The 18584-nt window shown below is 65.3% G+C and carries 16 protein-coding genes; 6 read left to right on the top strand and 10 right to left on the bottom strand.

The features are described from left to right. Positions 1-50: 50 nt before the first annotated feature. The 3 genes from ACQR0Z_RS19820 to lptF are packed head-to-tail and all read right to left on the bottom strand — an operon-like array spanning position 51 to position 4821. Positions 51-2558 carry an LPS-assembly protein LptD gene (locus ACQR0Z_RS19820; RefSeq protein ID WP_434861235.1) on the bottom strand — a complete coding sequence of 836 codons (2508 nt, stop codon included), beginning with the start codon at positions 2556-2558 and terminating at the stop codon, positions 51-53. Then, positions 2558-3655, bottom strand: a complete 1098-nt coding sequence (gene lptG / locus ACQR0Z_RS19815) for an LPS export ABC transporter permease LptG (RefSeq protein ID WP_434861236.1) — start codon at positions 3653-3655, stop codon at positions 2558-2560. The genes ACQR0Z_RS19820 and lptG overlap by 1 nt, the downstream gene beginning before the upstream one ends. Then, a complete protein-coding gene (gene lptF, locus ACQR0Z_RS19810; protein ID WP_434861237.1) occupies positions 3652-4821 on the bottom strand; it encodes an LPS export ABC transporter permease LptF in 1170 nt (389 codons plus the stop codon). Before lptF ends, lptG begins: the two co-directional genes overlap by 4 nt. 350 nt (positions 4822-5171) lie before the next feature. On the opposite strand from lptF, the gene ACQR0Z_RS19805 reads away from it, so the two are divergent. The 3 genes from ACQR0Z_RS19805 (at position 5172) to ACQR0Z_RS19795 (ending at position 7836) form a co-directional block, all read left to right on the top strand. Continuing rightward, a complete protein-coding gene (locus ACQR0Z_RS19805) occupies positions 5172-6683 on the top strand; it encodes a leucyl aminopeptidase (RefSeq protein WP_434919727.1) in 1512 nt (503 codons plus the stop codon). Between the two features lie 7 nt (positions 6684-6690). After that, positions 6691-7143 carry a DNA polymerase III subunit chi gene (locus ACQR0Z_RS19800; RefSeq protein WP_434919726.1) on the top strand — a complete coding sequence of 151 codons (453 nt, stop codon included), beginning with the start codon at positions 6691-6693 and terminating at the stop codon, positions 7141-7143. 204 nt (positions 7144-7347) lie between these two features. Further along, positions 7348-7836: a hypothetical protein gene (locus tag ACQR0Z_RS19795; RefSeq protein ID WP_434876023.1), complete on the top strand. Its 489-nt coding sequence runs from the start codon at positions 7348-7350 to the stop codon at positions 7834-7836. Positions 7837-7915: 79 nt separating this feature from the next. On the opposite strand, the gene ACQR0Z_RS19790 is transcribed toward ACQR0Z_RS19795, so the two are convergent. From ACQR0Z_RS19790 to ACQR0Z_RS19780, 3 genes are all read right to left on the bottom strand, one after another. Beyond that, on the bottom strand, positions 7916-9784 hold the full coding sequence (locus ACQR0Z_RS19790; RefSeq protein ID WP_434919725.1) for an ABC-F family ATP-binding cassette domain-containing protein: 1869 nt from the start codon (positions 9782-9784) through the stop codon (positions 7916-7918). Positions 9785-9850: 66 nt separating this feature from the next. Beyond that, positions 9851-10036, bottom strand: coding sequence for a hypothetical protein (locus tag ACQR0Z_RS19785; RefSeq protein ID WP_434861241.1), 186 nt, complete (start codon positions 10034-10036; stop codon positions 9851-9853). 199 nt (positions 10037-10235) lie between these two features. Further along, positions 10236-10517, bottom strand: coding sequence for a sulfur globule protein precursor (locus tag ACQR0Z_RS19780; protein ID WP_434861242.1), 282 nt, complete (start codon positions 10515-10517; stop codon positions 10236-10238). Positions 10518-10803: 286 nt separating this feature from the next. Here ACQR0Z_RS19780 and ndk point away from each other — a divergent pair, with 286 nt between their 5' ends. Both ndk and ACQR0Z_RS19770 read left to right on the top strand, forming a co-directional pair. Then, positions 10804-11226, top strand: coding sequence for a nucleoside-diphosphate kinase (ndk, locus tag ACQR0Z_RS19775; protein WP_434919724.1), 423 nt, complete (start codon positions 10804-10806; stop codon positions 11224-11226). Positions 11227-11310: 84 nt separating this feature from the next. Further along, on the top strand, positions 11311-12174 hold the full coding sequence (locus ACQR0Z_RS19770; protein WP_434919723.1) for a TerC family protein: 864 nt from the start codon (positions 11311-11313) through the stop codon (positions 12172-12174). Between the two features lie 82 nt (positions 12175-12256). On the opposite strand, the gene ACQR0Z_RS19765 is transcribed toward ACQR0Z_RS19770, so the two are convergent. Together ACQR0Z_RS19765 and ACQR0Z_RS19760 are read right to left on the bottom strand one after the other, a co-directional pair. Then, positions 12257-13084, bottom strand: a complete 828-nt coding sequence (locus tag ACQR0Z_RS19765) for a molybdenum storage protein subunit alpha (protein ID WP_434919722.1) — start codon at positions 13082-13084, stop codon at positions 12257-12259. Positions 13085-13098: 14 nt separating this feature from the next. Then, positions 13099-13911: a uridine kinase gene (locus tag ACQR0Z_RS19760; RefSeq protein ID WP_434919721.1), complete on the bottom strand. Its 813-nt coding sequence runs from the start codon at positions 13909-13911 to the stop codon at positions 13099-13101. A gap of 442 nt (positions 13912-14353) precedes the next feature. On the opposite strand from ACQR0Z_RS19760, the gene ACQR0Z_RS19755 reads away from it, so the two are divergent. After that, positions 14354-14782, top strand: a complete 429-nt coding sequence (locus ACQR0Z_RS19755; RefSeq protein WP_434919720.1) for a globin family protein — start codon at positions 14354-14356, stop codon at positions 14780-14782. A 24-nt stretch (positions 14783-14806) separates the two neighbouring features. Here ACQR0Z_RS19755 and ppx read toward each other — a convergent pair whose 3' ends face one another. Together ppx and ACQR0Z_RS19745 are read right to left on the bottom strand one after the other, a co-directional pair. Further along, positions 14807-16306, bottom strand: coding sequence for an exopolyphosphatase (gene ppx / locus ACQR0Z_RS19750; protein ID WP_434919719.1), 1500 nt, complete (start codon positions 16304-16306; stop codon positions 14807-14809). Positions 16307-16333: 27 nt separating this feature from the next. Further along, complete coding sequence (locus ACQR0Z_RS19745) at positions 16334-18529, bottom strand: RNA degradosome polyphosphate kinase (protein ID WP_434919718.1); 2196 nt, start codon at positions 18527-18529, stop codon at positions 16334-16336. Between the last annotated feature and the right edge of the window lie 55 nt (positions 18530-18584).

Here is an 18584-nt window from a genome sequence, read left to right as displayed (position 1 = left end):
TCGACGAGGAACTCTCGAGCCCGGCGGAACCGTCGGGGGGCTGGCGCGCGCTACTGGATACCAGCCCCGGTCCCCGTGGACGAGGAGTTCGCAAGCGTCCGAAGTCCGATCTGGAGCATGTAGGCGTGGCTCAGAACGGGCGGAGTGGTGCCTGCCGTGTAATTATAGGACGTAACGTAGTTTGCGGCCAGCACGAAACAATCGTCCACGTAGCCGGCGCCGATCACATACTGGTTGATCTTGTTGGCGGCCAGATCCCAGCGCGCTGCACCCGTGACGATCCAGTTCGGCGCCACCTTGACGGAGCCGCTGCCCAGGATGCCCTCACGCCGGTCGAGGTAGCCGAGCGCCGGATCTGCGGCATAGTTGCCGTAGGTCAGGGCCACCGACCAGCGGTCGAAGTTCGCCTTCGCCTCGGCCTCGAAGCGCTGGATGTTCAGCGTCTGCTGGTCGAACCGGCTGCGCATGCTGAACGTGTAGGTCCGGTTCGGCGAGTAATCGACGCGGGCGACGTAGTCCGAGACGTTCTTGTCCAGGCCCGACCCGATGCCTGTGTTGTTCATGTCCTGAACCGCGTACGAGTTCAGCCCGAACAGGTGGTAGGACTGGCCGAACAGCACGTTGATGGTACCGCCGCGGTCGAACTGCGTGGTGGCCTGCACGCCGACATTGGCGCGGCCGCCGCCCTCGACGCGGTCGTAGCCGGAGAACTTGTTGACGCTGAACAGGTTGCTGGCGTCGTACACCATGCTCTGCGCGTCTTCGTTCGGCAGCCTGCCGGCATAGGTCTCGTTCGGCCGGATGATGACCTGCGCGATCGGCTCGATCGTGGTGGTGCCCCACGGCTGCACGTTGATGAACGGGTAGCGATATTCGAGGCCGACGGTCGGCATCAGGCGCAGCGCCTGGGTGTCGCCCGTCTGCAGGAAGTTGCCGACGCCCGGCTGGTTCGAGACCTGCGCGTTGATCGCATCCGCGCGCAGGATCGCGAACGGCGTCCAGATCTGGCCGAACGGGTCCGTGAACGAGCGCCGCCATTCGGCCTGTGCCGTCAGCCGGGTATAGGTGCCGGGCGTGGCGCGCAGCAGGCACTGGGTGGGCAGGCGAGCGCGCGGATCAGCCGATGTCGTGGTGCACAGGCCGGCGGTGTTGGCCGTCGTCGTGATCGGATCGAACACCGCGGTTTCGCGGCTGAGATTGACGAAATTGGTCTTGTAGCTGACCTCGCCGCCGAACACCGGATAGTTCAGCACGTTGAAGTAGTCGAGCACCGGGTAGACCACCGGCACAGTCTGCTGGTTGCCCGAGAAGCTCAGATAATGGATCGCCCGGACGTCGAAGAAGCTGCGGCTGCCGACGCCGGTCAGGTACAGCTGCGAGATCGCTTCCGTCGGCAGGCTCATGAACGAGTTGAACGGGTCGCGATACTGCGCCAGCCGGTAATCCGACAGGAACATGTAGTCGGACAGCAGGATGCCGTCCCAGCCCCACACCCATTTGTCGTTGATCGCGAACTGGCCCTTGGTGTCGACGCCGCCGCGGAACTGGCGATCGCCCGGCTGGCCGGCGAACGCGTTGCGGTTCAGCTGGTCGATGCCGTACAGGCGCACCTGGTAGCCGCCATTGCTGAGGCGCTGGCGGAATTCGGTCTGCACCAGCACGCCCTGCTTGGAGGTGATGCGCGGCGTGAACGTCGCGTCGTAATCCGGCGCGATCGCCCAGTAATAGGGGATGTCGACGCCGAAGCCGTAGCCGCCCGTCTGGGTGAAGCCCGGCATCAGGAAGCCGCTCTTGCGCTTCACCGTCGGATCGGGCGTCGAGAAGTAGGGAATGTAGGCGAGCGGAACGCCGAAGAATTCGAGCTGGGCGTTCTCGAAATACAGCATCTTCTCGGTCTGGTCGTGGATGATGCGCGCACCCTTGACCTGCCACAGCGGCGGCTTCTTGGGATTGTCCTTGCAAGGCGCGCAGGCGGTGTACACGCCGTTCTCGAAGACGGTGTAGTTGCCCTTGGAGCGGTCGGCGCGGGTCGCCGCCATCCGCGTCTGGTCCTCGGTCTCGACCCGCAGCGAATCGACGAAGCCGTCGCGGTAGTCGTCGGAGAGATCGAGGCTGTTGGCGTAGGTGATCTTGCCGTCGGCGTCGGTCATGCGGATGTTGCCTTCCGCATGCAGGCGCTTTGTCTTCTGGTCGTAGATCACCCGGTCGGCCTCGACCGAGGTACCGTTGTAGAACAGCTGCACGTTGCCGACGGCCGACACGCGCGAGTTGTTGTAGTCGTAGTCGACCTCGGTCGCCTGCACCAGCATCTGGTTGTCGTTGGCGACGCGCGGCGGCGGCGCCTTGGGCGGCCGCGGATTGTAGGTGAAGCTCTGGGCAGCGGCAGGAGACGGGGCCGCGATTCCGACGGCGAGCGCCAGCAGCAGGCCGAATCCTCCGGCCACGACGAATCCGGTAGCGGCAGACGCGACGAAGCGCGCGCGCGCGCAGGCGCTGCGCGCGGCAACACGCTGCCGAATCGCGGCGAGCGCGGTCTGACGGACGGCAACGAACGACACTAGCCGTCCTCCTGGTAGAGCAAGGCCATGAAGCCGGTGAGGCCGCCGACGAACACCGGCAGCCACGCCGCAGCGATCGGATTCATCAACTCAGCCTTGCTCAAATCTTCAGTTACTTTCGACAGAACGTAGAGCAGAAACCCGGCGCCCACGCCACTCAAAACCATCTTTTGAACGCCGCCCATTCGGAAGAACCGCAAGCTTACGGATGCGGCCAGCATGACCATCGCAGCCAGCAGAAACGGCTGTGCGATCAGCTTATGATACTGCAGTTTGTACCCCGCGGTCGCGAAGCCTGAACTCTCCGAGGAGCGGATGTAGGTCGGAAGTTGCCAAAACGACACAGTTTCGGGGGTGGAGAAGCTGTTTCGGACCTGCGCCGGGGTCAGGCTTGTGGGAAGAATGAACGTCGGTTCGTCCACCGGCGGCGCATCGAGCGAGAATCGGCGCACCGAGCGGAAGACCCAGCGGCCTTCCTCCAGCGTCGCCTCGCGCGCTTCGATTCGGTCCTTGAAGCGCTTGTTCGTGTCAAAACGAAACAGGGTCAGGCCGGTGAGCCGCACGCCCTGCTGTTCGCTGCGCGCGGCGTTGATGATGACCGAGCCGTCCGGATTGATCTGGTTGAGCCAGAAGCCGGCCGCGTCCTGCACGCCGCCGCCAGGGGCGGAGCCGAACAGCTCGGCCTCCATGCGCTTGGAGAGCTCGCGCAGATTCGCCGACATCGGGTTGTACAGCGTGGTTGCCATCAGGCCGAGCATGATGGCGCTGGCGAGCGCGGGCGCGATGAATTGCCAGGCCGAGACCCCCGCGGCGCGCGCCACCACGAGCTCGAGCCGGCGCGACAGCGCGAGGTAGCAGGTCATCGCGCCGATCAGCACGCAGAACGGCATCATTTTCTCGAGCAGCTGCGGCACGCGGAAGAGGGAGGTCTCCGCCACCATCAGCGCCGAGGCCGAGGCCAGCCCGGAGGTCTTGCGTACCATCTCGATGTAATCGACGAGCACGAGCAGGATGAAGATGCTGGCGAACACGCCGACCGCCGAGACCAGGAAGCGGCCGGCGAAATAGCGTCCGAGCGTGTTGGTGACCATGCTCATGCGGCGACCGGCCTTCTGAACAGCCGTGCGATGCGCGCGTTCGAGCGGTTGATCGCCTCCATCAGCCTGGCCGGCGGCTCGACCACGACGCCGCCGACGATGATCCAGATCGACAGGCCGAGCACGCCGAACAGCATCAGGTATTGCACCAGCGCGGCCATGGGGGTCTTCACCGTCATGACCGAGCAGGCAAAGCCCGCCATGCGGACGCCGAACACGGCCAGGATGGCGCTGCCGAACGAGAAGTTGCGGCTCTGCCGCGTCGTGCGTGGCGCGCCGAGGAACGCGAAGGTGAGGGCGGCAAAGGCGAACGGATAGATCGGCGCCAGGAAGCGGTCATGCAGCTCCTGCCGGAACTGTCCGGGGATCTGCTTGTAGATCGGATCGTTCTCGGCGGGCGCCATCAGCTCCCAAAGATAGCGCTCGCGAATGCCGAGCGTGACGTCGCGGCCCTGGTTCGAGAACTTCGACATGTCGAAGGCGTAGCGAGCGAAAGCGACCATCGCCGGCTCGCGCTTGCCGAGCTCGAAGCGCTCGAGATTGCCGTCCTCCAGCACCAGGAACGAGCCGTCGGCGTTCTTCACGACGGTGCCCTTCTCGGCGATGATCGTGATCCGTTCCTTGGGGTCGCGGCGGTCGTCGATCAAAATGCTCTTCAGCTCGCCGCCGGGCGAGCGTTCGCCGATTCGGATCGTCAGGTTCTGGTCGAGCTGCGCGAAGCGTCCCGGCTGCAGGATGTTGGCGAGCACGTCGGCGGTGATCTCGGCGTCCCATTGCTTGATCCGGCGCAGGCCGTCGGGCGCGAAGAACGAGGCGATCAGGGTCACCAGGATCGCGACCACGCAGGTCGCGTAGGCGAACGGGACGAACAGCCGGATCGGCGACATGCCGGCGGCGTTCATGACGATGATCTCCGAATCGGTCGCGAGCTTGTTGAGCGTGTGCGAGACCGCGATCATCAGCGCGATCGGCGCGATGACGCCGAGCAGCGAGGGAATCACGAGGCCGGTGATGCCGAGGAAGGTCAGGATGGTCTGGCCCTGGCTGGTCATCAGGTCGATGCCGCGCAGCGCCTGGGTAATCCAGATCACGCCGGTGAGGCTGACCAGCACCAACGCGAACGACGCCAAGGTCGTGCGAAAGATGTACCTGTCGATGGACCCCATCGTGTGCGCTCGAATCCCCAGTCAGCTGTCCCAAACGAGCGCTGCAGCCAACCCTCGCAACGGGCCCCGAGGCTGCTGTCGCCGTCACGTTCCGAAGGCGGTGAGTATCTGTACCATCCCTTTGATCCGTCGACAAAATGGCTGTGACATGGCGCCACGAAAATACGGTTAAAATTTCATCATTGTGACCACTCCGCCACGCGACCTTTCATGGGCCCCTTGGCAGGTCCGGCCACGGCGGGCCATACTGTTGCCAAGTTGGGTTCTGAACAGCCGCCATCCTCGTCTGGCCCTTGAAGTTTTCGGCCGGACGTGGCGGCTCATCACGTCGAAATCTGGAGGATTGCTTGATGTCCGACGCCGTCAAGGTCGGCTTCGTCCCGCTGTCGACCGCTCCCCGCGGTATCGTGGTGGCGTTTTGCGATGACACCCTGCGACTTGGAGTCGCGACCGAGAAGGCGCTCGGGGGAGCCACGGACCTGATCAAGCGCGCCGCTGGCGCCGCGCGGTTCAAGGGCAAGGACGGCGCCGTGCTCGACCTGCTGGCGCCCGAGGGAATCAAGATTCAGCGCTTGATCGTGATCGGCACGGGCAAGGGCGCCGATCTGAAGGACAAGGATTTTCTCAAGTACGGCGGGACTTTAACCGGCAAGCTGAATGCCGGAACTGAAGCGGTGACGGTGCTGGCCGAACTGCCCGCGGGGCCGATGACGCCGGACCAGGTCAGCTCGCTCGCGGAAGGCGTGCGGCTGCGTGCCTATCGGTTCGACCGCTACAAGACCAAGAAGAAGGACGAGGAGGGCGGCGTGTCCGCCAACCTGTCGGTCGCCGTCGCCGACGTCGCTGCCGCGAAGAAGGCGTTCTCGCCTCGCGCGCATGTGACCGATGGCGTCATCCTGGCGCGCGATCTCGTGAACGAGCCGCCGAACGTGCTTTACCCGGAAGAATTCGCCAAGCGCGCCGCCGCGCTGCGCAAGCTCGGCGTCACCGTCGAGATTCTCGACGTTCCCGCCATGAAGAAACTCGGCATGGGCGCGCTGCTCGGCGTCGGCCAGGGCTCGGCGCGGCCGAGCCGCACGGTGGTGATGCGCTACGACGGCGGCAAGAAGGGCGAGCCGCCGGCCGCCTTCATCGGCAAGGGCGTCTGCTTCGACACCGGCGGCATCTCGATCAAGCCGGCCGGCTCGATGGAGGACATGAAGGGCGACATGGGGGGCGCAGCCTGCGTCGTCGGCCTCATGCATGCGCTCGCCGCGCGCAAAGCCAAGGCGAATGTGATCGGCGCGATCGGCCTGGTCGAGAACATGCCCGACGGCAACGCCCAGCGTCCCGGTGACATCGTCACCTCGATGTCGGGCCAGACCATCGAGATCATCAACACCGATGCCGAGGGGCGGCTCGTGCTCGCCGACGTGCTCTGGTACGTCGCGACCAAGTACAAGCCGAAATTCATGATCGATCTGGCGACGTTGACGGGGGCGATCCTGGTCGCGCTCGGCACCGAGCATGCCGGCCTGTTCACCAACAACGACGATCTCGCCGACAAGCTCGTCAAGGCCGGGCAGGAAACCGGTGAGAAGGTCTGGCGGATGCCGCTCGGACCCGAATACGACAAGCTGATCGATTCGCAGTTCGCCGACATGAAGAATACCGGCGGACGGCATGGCGGCTCGATCACTGCCGCGCAATTCCTGCAGCGCTTCGTCAACGACACGCCATGGGCGCATCTCGACATCGCCGGCACCGCGATGGGCGCGCCGAAATCGGAAATCAACCAGAGCTGGGGGTCCGGCTACGGTGTCCGCCTGCTCGACCGGATGGTGTGGGACGCCTACGAGGCCAAAGCAGGCGCCAAGGCTTGAACCTGCGATGACCGAAGTCCTGTTCTATCATCTGCAGAACATGACGCTCGAATCCGTCCTGCCGCCGCTGCTCGAGAAGTCGCTCGAGCGCGGCTGGCGCGTGGTGGTGCAAGCGACCTCGGAGGAACGCGCGGATGCGCTCGATGCGCATCTGTGGACCTATCGTGACGATTCGTTTCTGCCGCATGCCACCTGGCGGGTGGCCGATGCAGCCGACCAGCCGATTCTGCTGGCGGTGGAGGAGAGCAATCCCAACCGCGCGCATGTGCGATTTCTCGTGGACAACGCGCCGTTGCCGTCCGACTCACAGAACTATGAGCGCATGGTTCTGGTGTTCAACGGCGACGATCCGGATGCGCTTGCTGCAGCGCGGTCGGCATGGACCGATTGCAAAGCGCGCGGATTCGAGGTCACTTACTGGCAGGCCGATGAGCGGGGACGGTGGCAACGTCGGCAGTAGCAGCCGGTTCATTGCTGGCCCGGTAATAGCGGCACATCGTGATTAATGATAATCTGCCGATTTGCCGGCCAAGCGTTGGCAAAGTCACGAACGTGCCGCAAAGTGATGTTGGGACAACATCTTAGAGTGTCCACAGGTTGCAATTCAGCAAGGTTCATCGTGCGAGATCACAACAAACAGCTGACGCGCGTTCTGGCGTTTCTTGTGCTGGCACCGGTCATGGCCGGATGCTCGAGCACGCCGGAGTTCCTGTCGAAGGACGCCGAATGGTTCAACCGGCCGCAGCGCCTGTTCATCAAGAACATCTCGATCGACGCGCCGCCGTTGACGCCGGATAAGCCGGTGTCGCCTGAGGATCTCGTCAGCGCGGATGGTGCGTGTCCCGGCATGGCGCCTTCCGGCGCCAATGCGATGGCGAATGACGCCGCGGCTGCGCCGCCGCCGACCGCCGGGGGCACTGTTGCTCTCGGCCATACCGAGTGCGACGTCGTGCGTGGCATCGGTGCGCCTGACAACGTCAACATTTCGAGCAATGGCGGTGAGCGTGTTGCCACCGTGACATGGCTGCGCGGCGCCCGCGCCGGCGTCTACACCTTCAACAGCGGCCGGCTCGCGTCGGTCGAGCGCGCGCCCGATGCCGGACCGGCGCCGAAGGTGGCGAAGCCGAGCAAGGCGAAGAAGCGCGCCACTTAAGACCAAGCCTGTAAGACCAAGCTTGGTGCCGCGCTACCCGTGAGCAGGCGGGCGAGGGAATTCGTCCGCCGATGCTCTTTCAGCTTGTCGCCTCATCTTGCAGCGTGCTGGCTTCCAGCCATTGCTCCTCGGCGCGGGCGAGCGCATCCGCCGCATTGGCGCGCGCCTTGGAGAGTTGCGCGGCCTGCTTCGGATCACGCGTGAAGATGTCGGGCAGCGACAACGCGCTGTCGATCTTGGCGATGATCTCGGTGATGCGCGCGATCTCGGCCTCTGCCGCGGCGATCTTCTGCTTCAGCCCGCTGCGCTTGTTGTCGCCGCGCGGCCGCTCGGCTTTCTCCGACGGCTGAGATCGCTCGTTGTCGCGCGCCGGCGCGCCGCTGCGCGTTGACAGGATCATGCGCCGGTATTCGTCGAGGTCGCCGTCATAGGTCTTGACGGTGCGGTCGGCCACCACCCACAGACGGTCGGCGCAGGCCTCGATCAGATAGCGATCATGCGAGACCATGATCACGGCGCCCGGGAATTCGTTGATCGCCTCCGCGAGCGCGGCGCGGCTGTCGATGTCGAGATGGTTGGTCGGCTCGTCCAGGATGATCATGTTCGGGCCGTAGAAGGTCGCCAGCCCGAGCAGCAGGCGCGCCTTCTCGCCGCCGGACAGGCTCTTCACCGAGGTGTCCGCCGCCTTGCCGGAGAAGCCGATCGCGCCGGCGCGGGCCCGCACCTTCGATTCCGGCGCATCGCCCATCAGCTTGCGGACATGGGTGTAGGGTGAGCCGCTCTCGTCGAGCTCATCGAGCTGATGCTGGGCGAAATAGGCGATCGACAGCTTGTCGGCGCGCGTCACTTTCCCGGAGAACGGCGCCAGCCGTCCTGCCAGCAGCTTCACCAGCGTCGACTTGCCGTTGCCATTGGCGCCGAGCAGCGCGACGCGATCGTCATTGTCGATCCGCAAGGTGACGCGGTTGAGCACGGGCTGTGCCGGGTCGTAGCCGACCGATGCGTTGTCGACCGCGATGATCGGTGGCGACAGCAGCTTCTCGGGCGCCGGAAACGTGATCTCGCGCACGTCCTGGGTGACCAGCGCGGTGATCGGCTTCATGCGCTCCAGCATCTTCACGCGCGATTGCGCCTGCCGCGCCTTCGAGGCCTTGGCCTTGAAGCGCTCGACGAACGCCTGCAGCCGCGCGCGCTCCGCCTCCTGGCGCTTCACCGCCTTGGCGTCGAGCATCTCGCGCGTCGCGCGCTGCTCCTCGAAGGACGAGTAGCTGCCGCGGTAGAGCGTGAGCTTGCCGCGGTCGAGATGCAGGATCTGGTCGACCGAGGTTTCCAAAAGGTCGCGGTCGTGGCTGATCACGATCACCGTGCGCGGATAATGCGCCAGGTGATCCTCGAGCCACAGCGTGCCTTCGAGATCGAGATAGTTGGTCGGCTCGTCCAGCAGCAGCAGGTCGGGCGCGGCGAACAGCGTCGCCGCAAGTGCCACGCGCATGCGCCAGCCACCGGAGAATTCCGAGCAGGCGCGGGCCTGGTCGGCCGCGGAGAAACCGAGACCGCTGAGGATCGCGGCCGCGCGCGCCGGCGCCGAATGCGCGTCGATGTCGACGAGGCGTGTCTGGATCTCGGCGATCCGGTCCGGATCGTCGGTGGTCTCGGACTCGCGCAGCAGCGCATCCCGCTCCAGGTCGGCGCGCAGCACGACCTCGATGAGGCTCTCGGGACCGCTCGGGGCCTCCTGCGCCAAGCTGCCGATCCGCCACCGCGGCGGCAGGCTGATACTGCCGTTCTCCAGCGACAGTTCGCCGCGGATGGCCTTGAACAGCGTCGACTTGCCGGTACCGTTGCGGCCGACCAGGCCGACGCGCGCGCCGGGCGGGATCTGCACCGAGCTCTGGTCGATGAGAAGCCGTCCGGCGAGGCGGATGGAGATGTCGGTGATGGAAAGCATGCGCGCCTTGTCACCGCGCGCGCCGCCAAACGCAACCGCTTTATCGTGTTTTCAGGTGCCGGCTGGTCAGTCAAAGCGCGCGGCCGCGTCGTCCTGCTTGCGCAGTTCGTTCAGCAAATGGGCCAGCGACGCGGGCAATTCGGAGCCTTCTGGCGGCAGGCTGCGCTGCAGCCTTTCGCCCACGGCCTCACAGATCGATCGGCTGGTCTTGCGATCGAGCGCCTCGCTGTAATCGGCGGTGCGGCCAGACATGACGGAGTTCCACGAGCAGTTGCAATTCAGTGTCTTACCAAGTCGTGGGAGGCCGAATTGTTTCCGCGCAAGCTCCGAGAAGGCCGAAAATGGGTTGATAACACACGAAAAAAGCCCCGGCGTGGGGGAGACGCCGGGGCAATGCGAGTTCGGAGCGGCGGGGGCGGATGCCGTTCCTAGGCTCGTATCAAGGGAGTTCTCAGTAGCAGCGGTTGATCCAGCGCCAGCGCGGCCCCCATGGGGTCGGAACCACGCGGCGCACGTAGCAGCCGCCATAGCCGTAGCTGTAGGCCGGGCCGCCGACGAACACGCGCGGACCATAGAACGGACGGTGCCAGCCGTAGCCGCCGTGCCAGCCGTGATGCCAACCGCCGCCGCCATGCCAACCACCGTGCCAATGGGCCGATGCGGCAGTGGGGGCGAGGGCAGCTGCGCCCAGGGCAACCGTGGCCGCGGCGATGAGTGAGAGTTTGCGCAACATGATCGTCTCCTGGATGACAGCGCTGGCGGCGCCGAAATTGTCCGAGGGATGAGGCTGGGAGAAGGCGGTCAGCCGGATCGCGGCTGGCTCGTCATCGCCCGATAGTGCACACGATAGGGCAAGACACCTGAACGAGGAGCGCACGAGCCCTTCAGACAATGTTCAGAATCGTGAAATTGTCGTAAGGCATCGCGCCTCCGGGAGGGCTCCGGTCGCTTGCCGTCGACCCATGGCGTCGATATAAGCCCGCAACCCACCCAAATCCCGCACCTCCAAGGACGATATCATGGCGATTGAGCGCACCTTTTCGATCATCAAGCCCGACGTGACCGAGCGTAACCTCACCGGCGCGGTCAACGCGCTGATCGAGAAAGCCGGCCTGCGCATCGTGGCCCAGAAGCGCATCCGCATGACCCGGGATCAGGCCGAGACCTTCTACGCCGTGCACAAGGCGCGGCCGTTCTTCGGCGAGCTGGTCGACTTCATGGTCTCCGGCCCGGTCGTCGTCCAGGTTCTCGAAGGCGAGGGCGCCATCCTGAAGTACCGCGACGTGATGGGCGCGACCGATCCGTCGAAGGCGGCCGACGGCACCATCCGCAAGCTGCACGCCAAGTCGATCGGCGAGAACTCGGTGCACGGCTCGGATGCGGCGGAAACCGCTGCGATCGAGATCGCGCAGTTCTTCTCCGGCAACGAGATCGTCGGCTGACGCTGAACATTGCGGCGGGGCCTGGCCCCGCCGCATTGTTTCCGGCCGTGCAATTCCCGTCGAACACATCTGGAAGGTCTGGCCGTGAATTGGCTGTCGCAGCTCGCTGATCCCGCCACCTACGGTCATCTCCTCGCTCAATTCGAAGCCGATCTGCAGAGCCCCGGATTCTGGCTCGCGCTTGGCAAGATCATCTGGATCAACGTGCTGTTGTCGGGCGACAACGCGCTTGTCATCGCGCTCGCCTGCCGCGGCCTGCACGGCAAACACCGTTTCTGGGGCATGGTGGCGGGCTCCGGCATCGCCGTTGCACTCCGTATCGCGTTTACCGGCATTGTCGCCACCCTGATGGCGCTGCCCTATCTGAAGCTGATCGGCGGCCTTGCCCTGCTGGTGATTGCCGCCAAGCTGCTCGTTCCCGAGGACGAGAACGACGACATCGCCGCCGGCACGACGCTGTGGCATGCGGTGCGCATCGTCGCGCTCGCCGACCTCGTGATGAGCCTCGACAACGTCATCGCGGTCGCCGCGGCTGCCAACGGCCAAGCGTCGCTGCTGATCATCGGGCTGGCCATGAGCATCCCGCTGATCATTGCGGGCGCCGCGCTGATCATGCTCGTGCTCGATCGTTTCCCTCTGCTGGTCTGGCTCGGCGCCATGCTGCTCGGCTGGGTCGCCGGCGAAGTGATCGCCACCGATCCCGCGATCGAGCCGATGCTGCATCATCTGCTCGACGGCACCGTCAATATCAGCATCGATGCCACGTCGGCGTTGTTCACCGGCGCCTCGAAGCTGACCAGCCACGTCGACGTCATGGAGACCTTGATGTCGCTGCTCGGTGCCCTGGTCGTACTGGTGGCCGGCTCGATCTGGCGCGGCCGCGCGCTGCAGAACAAGGGCAAGCACGAGATCGAGGCCGCTCCGGCGCGCGGCGTCGAACTGCCCTGACTGCGGGTCAGTGCATGAAGCCGTCCACTTCGGACCAACAGCAAGGCCGCTCGTCGCACGAGCGGCCTTGTTCTTTGGGTGATCAGGGACGCGCGCCGGTTGTGATGACCGAGCCGACATGATGGCCGCGCAGCGCCGCCGTCAGCCGTCCCGGCACCAGGCCATTGATGATTTGCACACGCGAGAGGTGGCGGGCATTGGCCATCACCTCGAGCAGCGTGCGATCGAACGGCAGCGTGCCCTGTTGCTTGGCCAGCGCGTCGTGGCTGGTCTCGCGCAGCAATGTCGCCTTGGCGGCGTCGGGCCCGTTCGGATCGGCCGTGTACACCCCATCCACGTCCTCGACGATGGTCAGTCCCGCCGCGCCGAGCGCGTCGGCGATCAGGAAGGCTCCGGTGTCGGCGCGGTGCGTCGGCAGCCGCGAGGTCGGGAATTCGTGGTGGTGATAGGGCGGGAAGGCGCTCCCGACGACCGCACGCGCTGCCGTCAGATGAATGGCGAGCTGGTTCGCAATGGTCGGGTGCTCGATATAAGAGACGCCCTCCGCGGCCAGCAGCGCTGCCAGGATGTGTCCGTTCTGTCCGGCTTCGCTGGCCGCGAGCGGCGCGAGCGAGCCGACCGGAAGGCCGAGATCGAGGCCGACGCCGTAGAGATGGCGTGCGCGGATGCCGGCGCCGGTCAGGATCAGCAGGCGATGCTCGGGCAGCAGCTTCCTGATCTCCTCGACCAGCGGAAGGATGCCGTCCGCGCCGCGGTCCATGATCGATCGGCCGCCGATCTTGACCACTTGCAGCCAGGGCAGCAGCGCGATCGGGCGCTTGCCGGCGACGGGACGTGTCAGCTTGTTGTCGAGCAGAGTCTGGCGCGCGAGCGGCGAGGCGACGTGCTTGATGGTGTTGGTATCGGCCATGGCGGTCGTGTCCGTTAGCGTGCGGTGATGATGGTGCCGACGTGCTCGCCGGCAAGCGCGCGCGTGAGATTGCCGGGGACGAGGCCGTTGACGACCTGCACCTCGCGGACGTGGCGGGCGGCTTCGAGCAGATCGAGCATCGGGAATTCCAGGATGGAGTCGGCAAGGCCCTTGGCCTTCATCTCGGCGACCGAGATCTTCGGAATGAAGGTCGCGTTACTATCGGTCTTCGGATTGGCGGTGTAGAGGCCGTTCTCGTCCTTCACATAGATCATCGCCTTGCAGCCGAACTGCTCGGCCACCAGGAAGCAGCCGGCGTCGGTGCGGTAGGGCGGGATGACGCCGTCGGCCGAGGGACGCATCCACAGCCCGTAGGGCGGCATGCCGCTGAACACGACGGCGTTCACCTCGGCGAGATACAGCGGCACAGCGGACAGTCCGGCGCCCTCGACCGCGGAGATGCCGTGTTTCGCGAGCAACTGACCCAGCATCGCCGCGTTCTGGTCGGCGACCGACGCGCCGAGTTGCGACAGCACGCCGGCAGGCAGGTTCAGGCCGGCGGCGATCGAATACAGGTGCCGCGCCCGGGTGCCGGCGCCAGTGCCGATCAGCATCTTGTGCGTTTTGCGCGCGGTGACGATCTCCTCGACCAGCGGATAGACGGCGGCACGGCCGCGATCGATCATGCTCTGTCCGCCGATCTTGATCACGGTAGCATCAGGGAGGATGCGGAAATCAGCCGCCGTCTCCGCCGCCGCGATCAATTCGGCGTCGGTGAGCGAGCGCTGCATCAGAAGCTGCTCGAGCTCGGCCGTCGTGGTTGCCATGAGACCATCGTCCTTTTGCTGTTGGCAGAGCCGGCGGCGCCCTCGGCTCCGCGCGGCGACCCTTGCGGCAACGGCATTAGAATGATCTTCGAGTCACCGAAAGCTATATTATGAGAAATATAGATCGCTCAGCTTTGTCGGATTTCTGACAGTTCGGACCGAGCGCCCATAAACTGATCATGATGCTCAGCGTCTCATCTCGCGATCCCGCTCAAAAGGCGGGCACGGAAAATCCGCTCGCACGACGAACGGGACGTCGCGTCCGAACGATGAAGCGGTGTGGGAGATGTTTAAACGGCTGCGGCACGGTGCCGCGCCTCGGACAAATACGCATGGCTTGGTCGTTCGCGTCTCATAGTCTTGAACCGGATCGTCGCGTAGCGACACCACCCATCGTACTTCGACCGATTGTCCCGCCCGACTGATTGAATCGGATTTGTGAATGTTGACTGCAGAGGAGATCGGCCATGTCAGGTCGTCGTTCGACATGGTGTTTGCCAACGCTTCGGAGATGACCTCGACGTTCTATAACCGTGTTTTCGAGCTCGCTCCGGAATGCCGGCAGCTGTTCCCGGCCGACATGGAGGTCCTCAAGCGGGACTTCATCGCGACGCTCGCGGTGCTCGTCGGCAGTCTCGACAAGATGACGGGGCTGTTGTCGAGCACCGACATTCTCGGCCGCAATCACGCGCGCTATGGCGTCAGGCCGGAGCACTATCCAGTGGTCGGCGAGGCGCTGCTGTGGAGCCTCTCCAAGGGTCTCGGGCCGCAATGGACCGAAGACGTCGAGAACGCCTGGCGCAAGGTCTACGGCATCATCGCCCAGCGCATGATCGCGATCTCGGCCGGCGTGCCGCCGCAACCCCGCTAGCGCCTTCAGAGCCGTTGGACTCGCCTAGCTCAGCACCACCGAGCCGGTGCGGCCGACGAGGCGCGCCAATTGCTTGAAGCGCCCGCCGACGCGGTCGGCGACGAGATCGACCAGGTGATGTTCGAACACCAGCATCAGCTTGCGGTCCTGGGTCCGGAAATGCGTGGCGGACAGCACGCCCGGCCGCGCCGCCGAGATCAGATGCGCGACGCGGAAGGCGGTGCCGAGCAGGCGGGCGCGATCGATCTGGGCGGGACTGAGTTGCTGGGTGAGGGCAGGGGCCGCGGCCTCGTCGCGCTGACCCTCGTAGCGGAAGAACACCGAAAGCGCGACGAAGATGCGGCCCTCGTGGCTGATCGTGCCGAAATTGCCGTTGAGGATGATGCCATAGGTCTGCTCGCCGCGATGATCCGGGTGCATCCGCCAGCCGATGTCGGACATCAGGCAGGCGGCGTGGCGCAGCCGGCGTTCGTCCTCGGTCTCGCGCACATGGACGACGCGAAACAGCCGGTCGGTCCAGTCGATCAACTCGCGGGCATGCTGCGCCGAGCGCGACAGCAGCTCGTTCAAGCCTTGCGCCGCGCTGAGCAGGCCGTCCTTGGCGCGCTCGGCATCGGGCAGCTTGGAGTAGAGCAGGCCCTCGCGCACGCCGAAGGTCGAGAACACCACGGTGGTCGGCTTGGCCACGCGGATGACGTATTCCAGCACGAGCGCGGCGTAGGCGAGCAGCGGGCGGCGCGCCTCGGCGATGGCCTCGATGTCGGCCAGCATGTCTGCGGCCACGAGTCGGCGCAACCGGCGCACGAAGGCGAGCGCGTCCGCGGCGGGGATCGCATAGCCGTGCATGACGCCGAGCGGATAGCCGCTCTGGATGATGTGGATGCGCGCCAGCGCGCGCCAGGTGCCGCCGACCGCGTAGAAGGTGCGGCCCTCGCCAGCGGCGAGCTGTGGCAGGTCGGTGAGCGCGTCGCTGACGATGCGCTGCGCCTTTTTCAGCGACTTCTCGGCGAGGTCCTGCAGCGCCAGGCTGCCGAGCGGCAAGGTGACGCCGCTGCGCACCTGATGGCCCCGCACGTCGATCAGCTCCAGCGAGCCGCCGCCGAGATCGCCGACGATGCCGTCGGGCTTGTGGATGCCGGAGATGACGCCGAGCGCCGAGTAGCGCGCCTCCTCGGGGCCGGTGAGGATCTGGATCGGCACGCCGCAGATCTTCTCGGCCTTGGCGATGAAGTCGGGGCCGTTCGAGGCATCGCGGCAGGCGGCCGTGGCGATCGCATGGACCTGGCCTACCTTCTGCACCTTGCAGAGCGCACGGAACCGCTTCAGCGCCGTCAGCGCTTTGTCCACGGCGTCGGCAGCGAGCAGGCCGGTGGTCTGCACCTCGCGGCCGAGCCCGCACAGCGCCTTCTCGTTGAACACGGTAACGAGACTGCGCTCCATCGCCTGGTAGACGACGAGGCGGACGGAGTTCGAGCCGATGTCGATGACACCGACATTTCCGGCCCTGGTCGCGGGCCGTTTCACCGCGTCATTCCCTTGAGAAGCAGGTCGCTAGGACGAGTTGCGTTCGTTCCGGCGCGTGAGCCGGCGCGGTGATGATTCCTTGAGCGACTTTCCACGGCCGGACAGACTCGGATTCGTCATGAAGTAATTGTGCAGGTTGAACGGCTCCTCGCCCTTCGCGGCCTTCATACGCGTTGACGACCCATCCGGCAACAATTGCCAGCTCTGCTCGGTGTCCTTGAGGTTGGCGACCATGATCTGCTCCAGCACCTGCTGGTGCACGGTCGGGTTCTGCAGCGGGCACAACACCTCGACGCGGCGGTCGAGATTGCGCGGCATCATGTCGGCCGAGGAGATATAGACGGCGGCCTTGGCGCTCGGCAGGCCCTGTCCCATGCCGAAGCAGTAGATGCGGCCATGTTCGAGGAAGCGGCCGATCACCGATTTGACGCGAATATTGTCGGACAGGCCGGGAATGCCGGGCCTGAGGCAGCAGATGCCGCGCACGATCAGGTCGATCGAGACGCCGGCCTGCGAGGCCTCGTACAGCGCGTCGATGATATCAGGATCGACCAGCGAGTTCATCTTCATCCAGATCACGGCCGGCTTGCCCTGGCGGGCAAAGCTGGTCTCGCCATGGATGTGCTCGATCATGCGCTTGCGAAGCGTGAGCGGCGACACCGCCATTTTCTCGATGTCGATCGGCTCGGCATAGCCGGTGATGTAGTTGAACACCCGCGTCACGTCGCGGCCGATCACCGGGTCAGAGGTGAAGTAGGACAGGTCGGTGTAGATGCGCGCCGTCACCGGATGATAGTTGCCGGTGCCGGTGTGCACATAGGTGGTCAGGCTGCCGCCCTCGCGGCGCACGACCATCGACAGTTTCGCATGGGTCTTCAGCTGCAGGAAACCATAGACGACCTGCACGCCGGCGCGTTCGAGGTCGCGCGCCCAGCGGATGTTGGCTTCCTCGTCGAAGCGTGCCTTGAGCTCGACCAGCGCGGTGACCGATTTGCCGGCCTCCGCCGCTTCCACCAGCGTGCGCACGATCGGCGAGTTATTTGAGGTGCGGTACAGCGTCTGCTTGATGGCGACGACATCGGGATCGCGCGCCGCCTGCTGCAGGAATTGCACGACGACGTCGAACGACTCGTAGGGGTGATGGACGATCAGGTCCTTCTGCCGGATCGCAGCAAAAATGTCGCCGCCATGGTCGCGCACCCGCTCGGGATGGCGCGGCACATAGGGCGCGAATTCCAGGTCGGGCCGGTCGACGCGGGTCAGCTGCGACAGCTCGTTCATCGCCAGCACGCCGTCGACCACGAACACCTCGTCGTCGGTGGTCGCCAGCGCATCCTGCACGAAGTGGCGCAGCTCCTCCGGCATGTTGGCCTCGATCTCGAGCCGGATCACCGAGCCGCGGCGGCGGCGCTTGAGCGCGGTCTCGAACAGCCGCACCAGATCCTCGGCCTCTTCCTCGATCTCGATCTCGCTGTCGCGGATGATGCGGAAGGCGCCCTGGCCCTTGACCGTGTAGCCGGGGAACAGGCGGCCGATGAACAGGCTGGTCGCCTGTTCCAGGGTGATCAGGCGGATCACGCCGTCCTTGGCGCCGGGGAAGCGGATGAAGCGGTCGATCTTGCCGGGCATGCGGATCAGCGCGTTCATCGGCCGGCCGTCGGCGGTGCGCGTGAGCTGCAGCGCCACGGTGAAGCCGAGGCTCGGGATGAACGGGAACGGATGCGCCGGGTCGATCGCGAGCGGCGTCAGCAGCGGGAAGATGTTGGCGAGGAAGTGGTCCTCGATCCAGGCCCGCTCGCTCTTGGTGACATCCTGGCCGTCGACCAGCACGATGCCGAGCTCGGCGAGAAACTTGCGCAGGTCGCGCCAGATCGCCTGCTGGTCGATCGCGAGCTGCGACACGGTCTCGTTGATCAGCTTCAGCTGCTCGATTGGCGTCAGCCCGTCCGGGCTGCGCTCGGCAATGCCCTCGCGCACCTGGGCGCGGATGCCGGCGACGCGGACCATGAAGAATTCATCAAGGTTGTTGGCTGAAATCGACAGGAACCGCACCCGCTCCAGCGCCGGGTGCCGCGGATTGACCGATTCCTCGAGCACGCGACGATTGAAATGCAGCCAGGACAGTTCCCGGTTGATGAAGCGCTCGGGGCTCGAGGCGATCTCGATCCCGGCAGCCGTAACCGACTCTTGTGCTGCAATCTCAGTCACTTGCTCAATATCCATCAGAACTCGATCCATATTCGGTCACGGCGCCAAATCAGGGCGCGAGTGCCAACCA

Origin of the sequence: Bradyrhizobium sp. HKCCYLS3077, assembly GCF_051167555.1 — a bacterium.
Lineage (GTDB): Bacteria > Pseudomonadota > Alphaproteobacteria > Rhizobiales > Xanthobacteraceae > Bradyrhizobium.
Note: the sequence above shows the minus strand (reverse complement) of the source record. Positions and strands in the feature narration are given on the sequence as shown.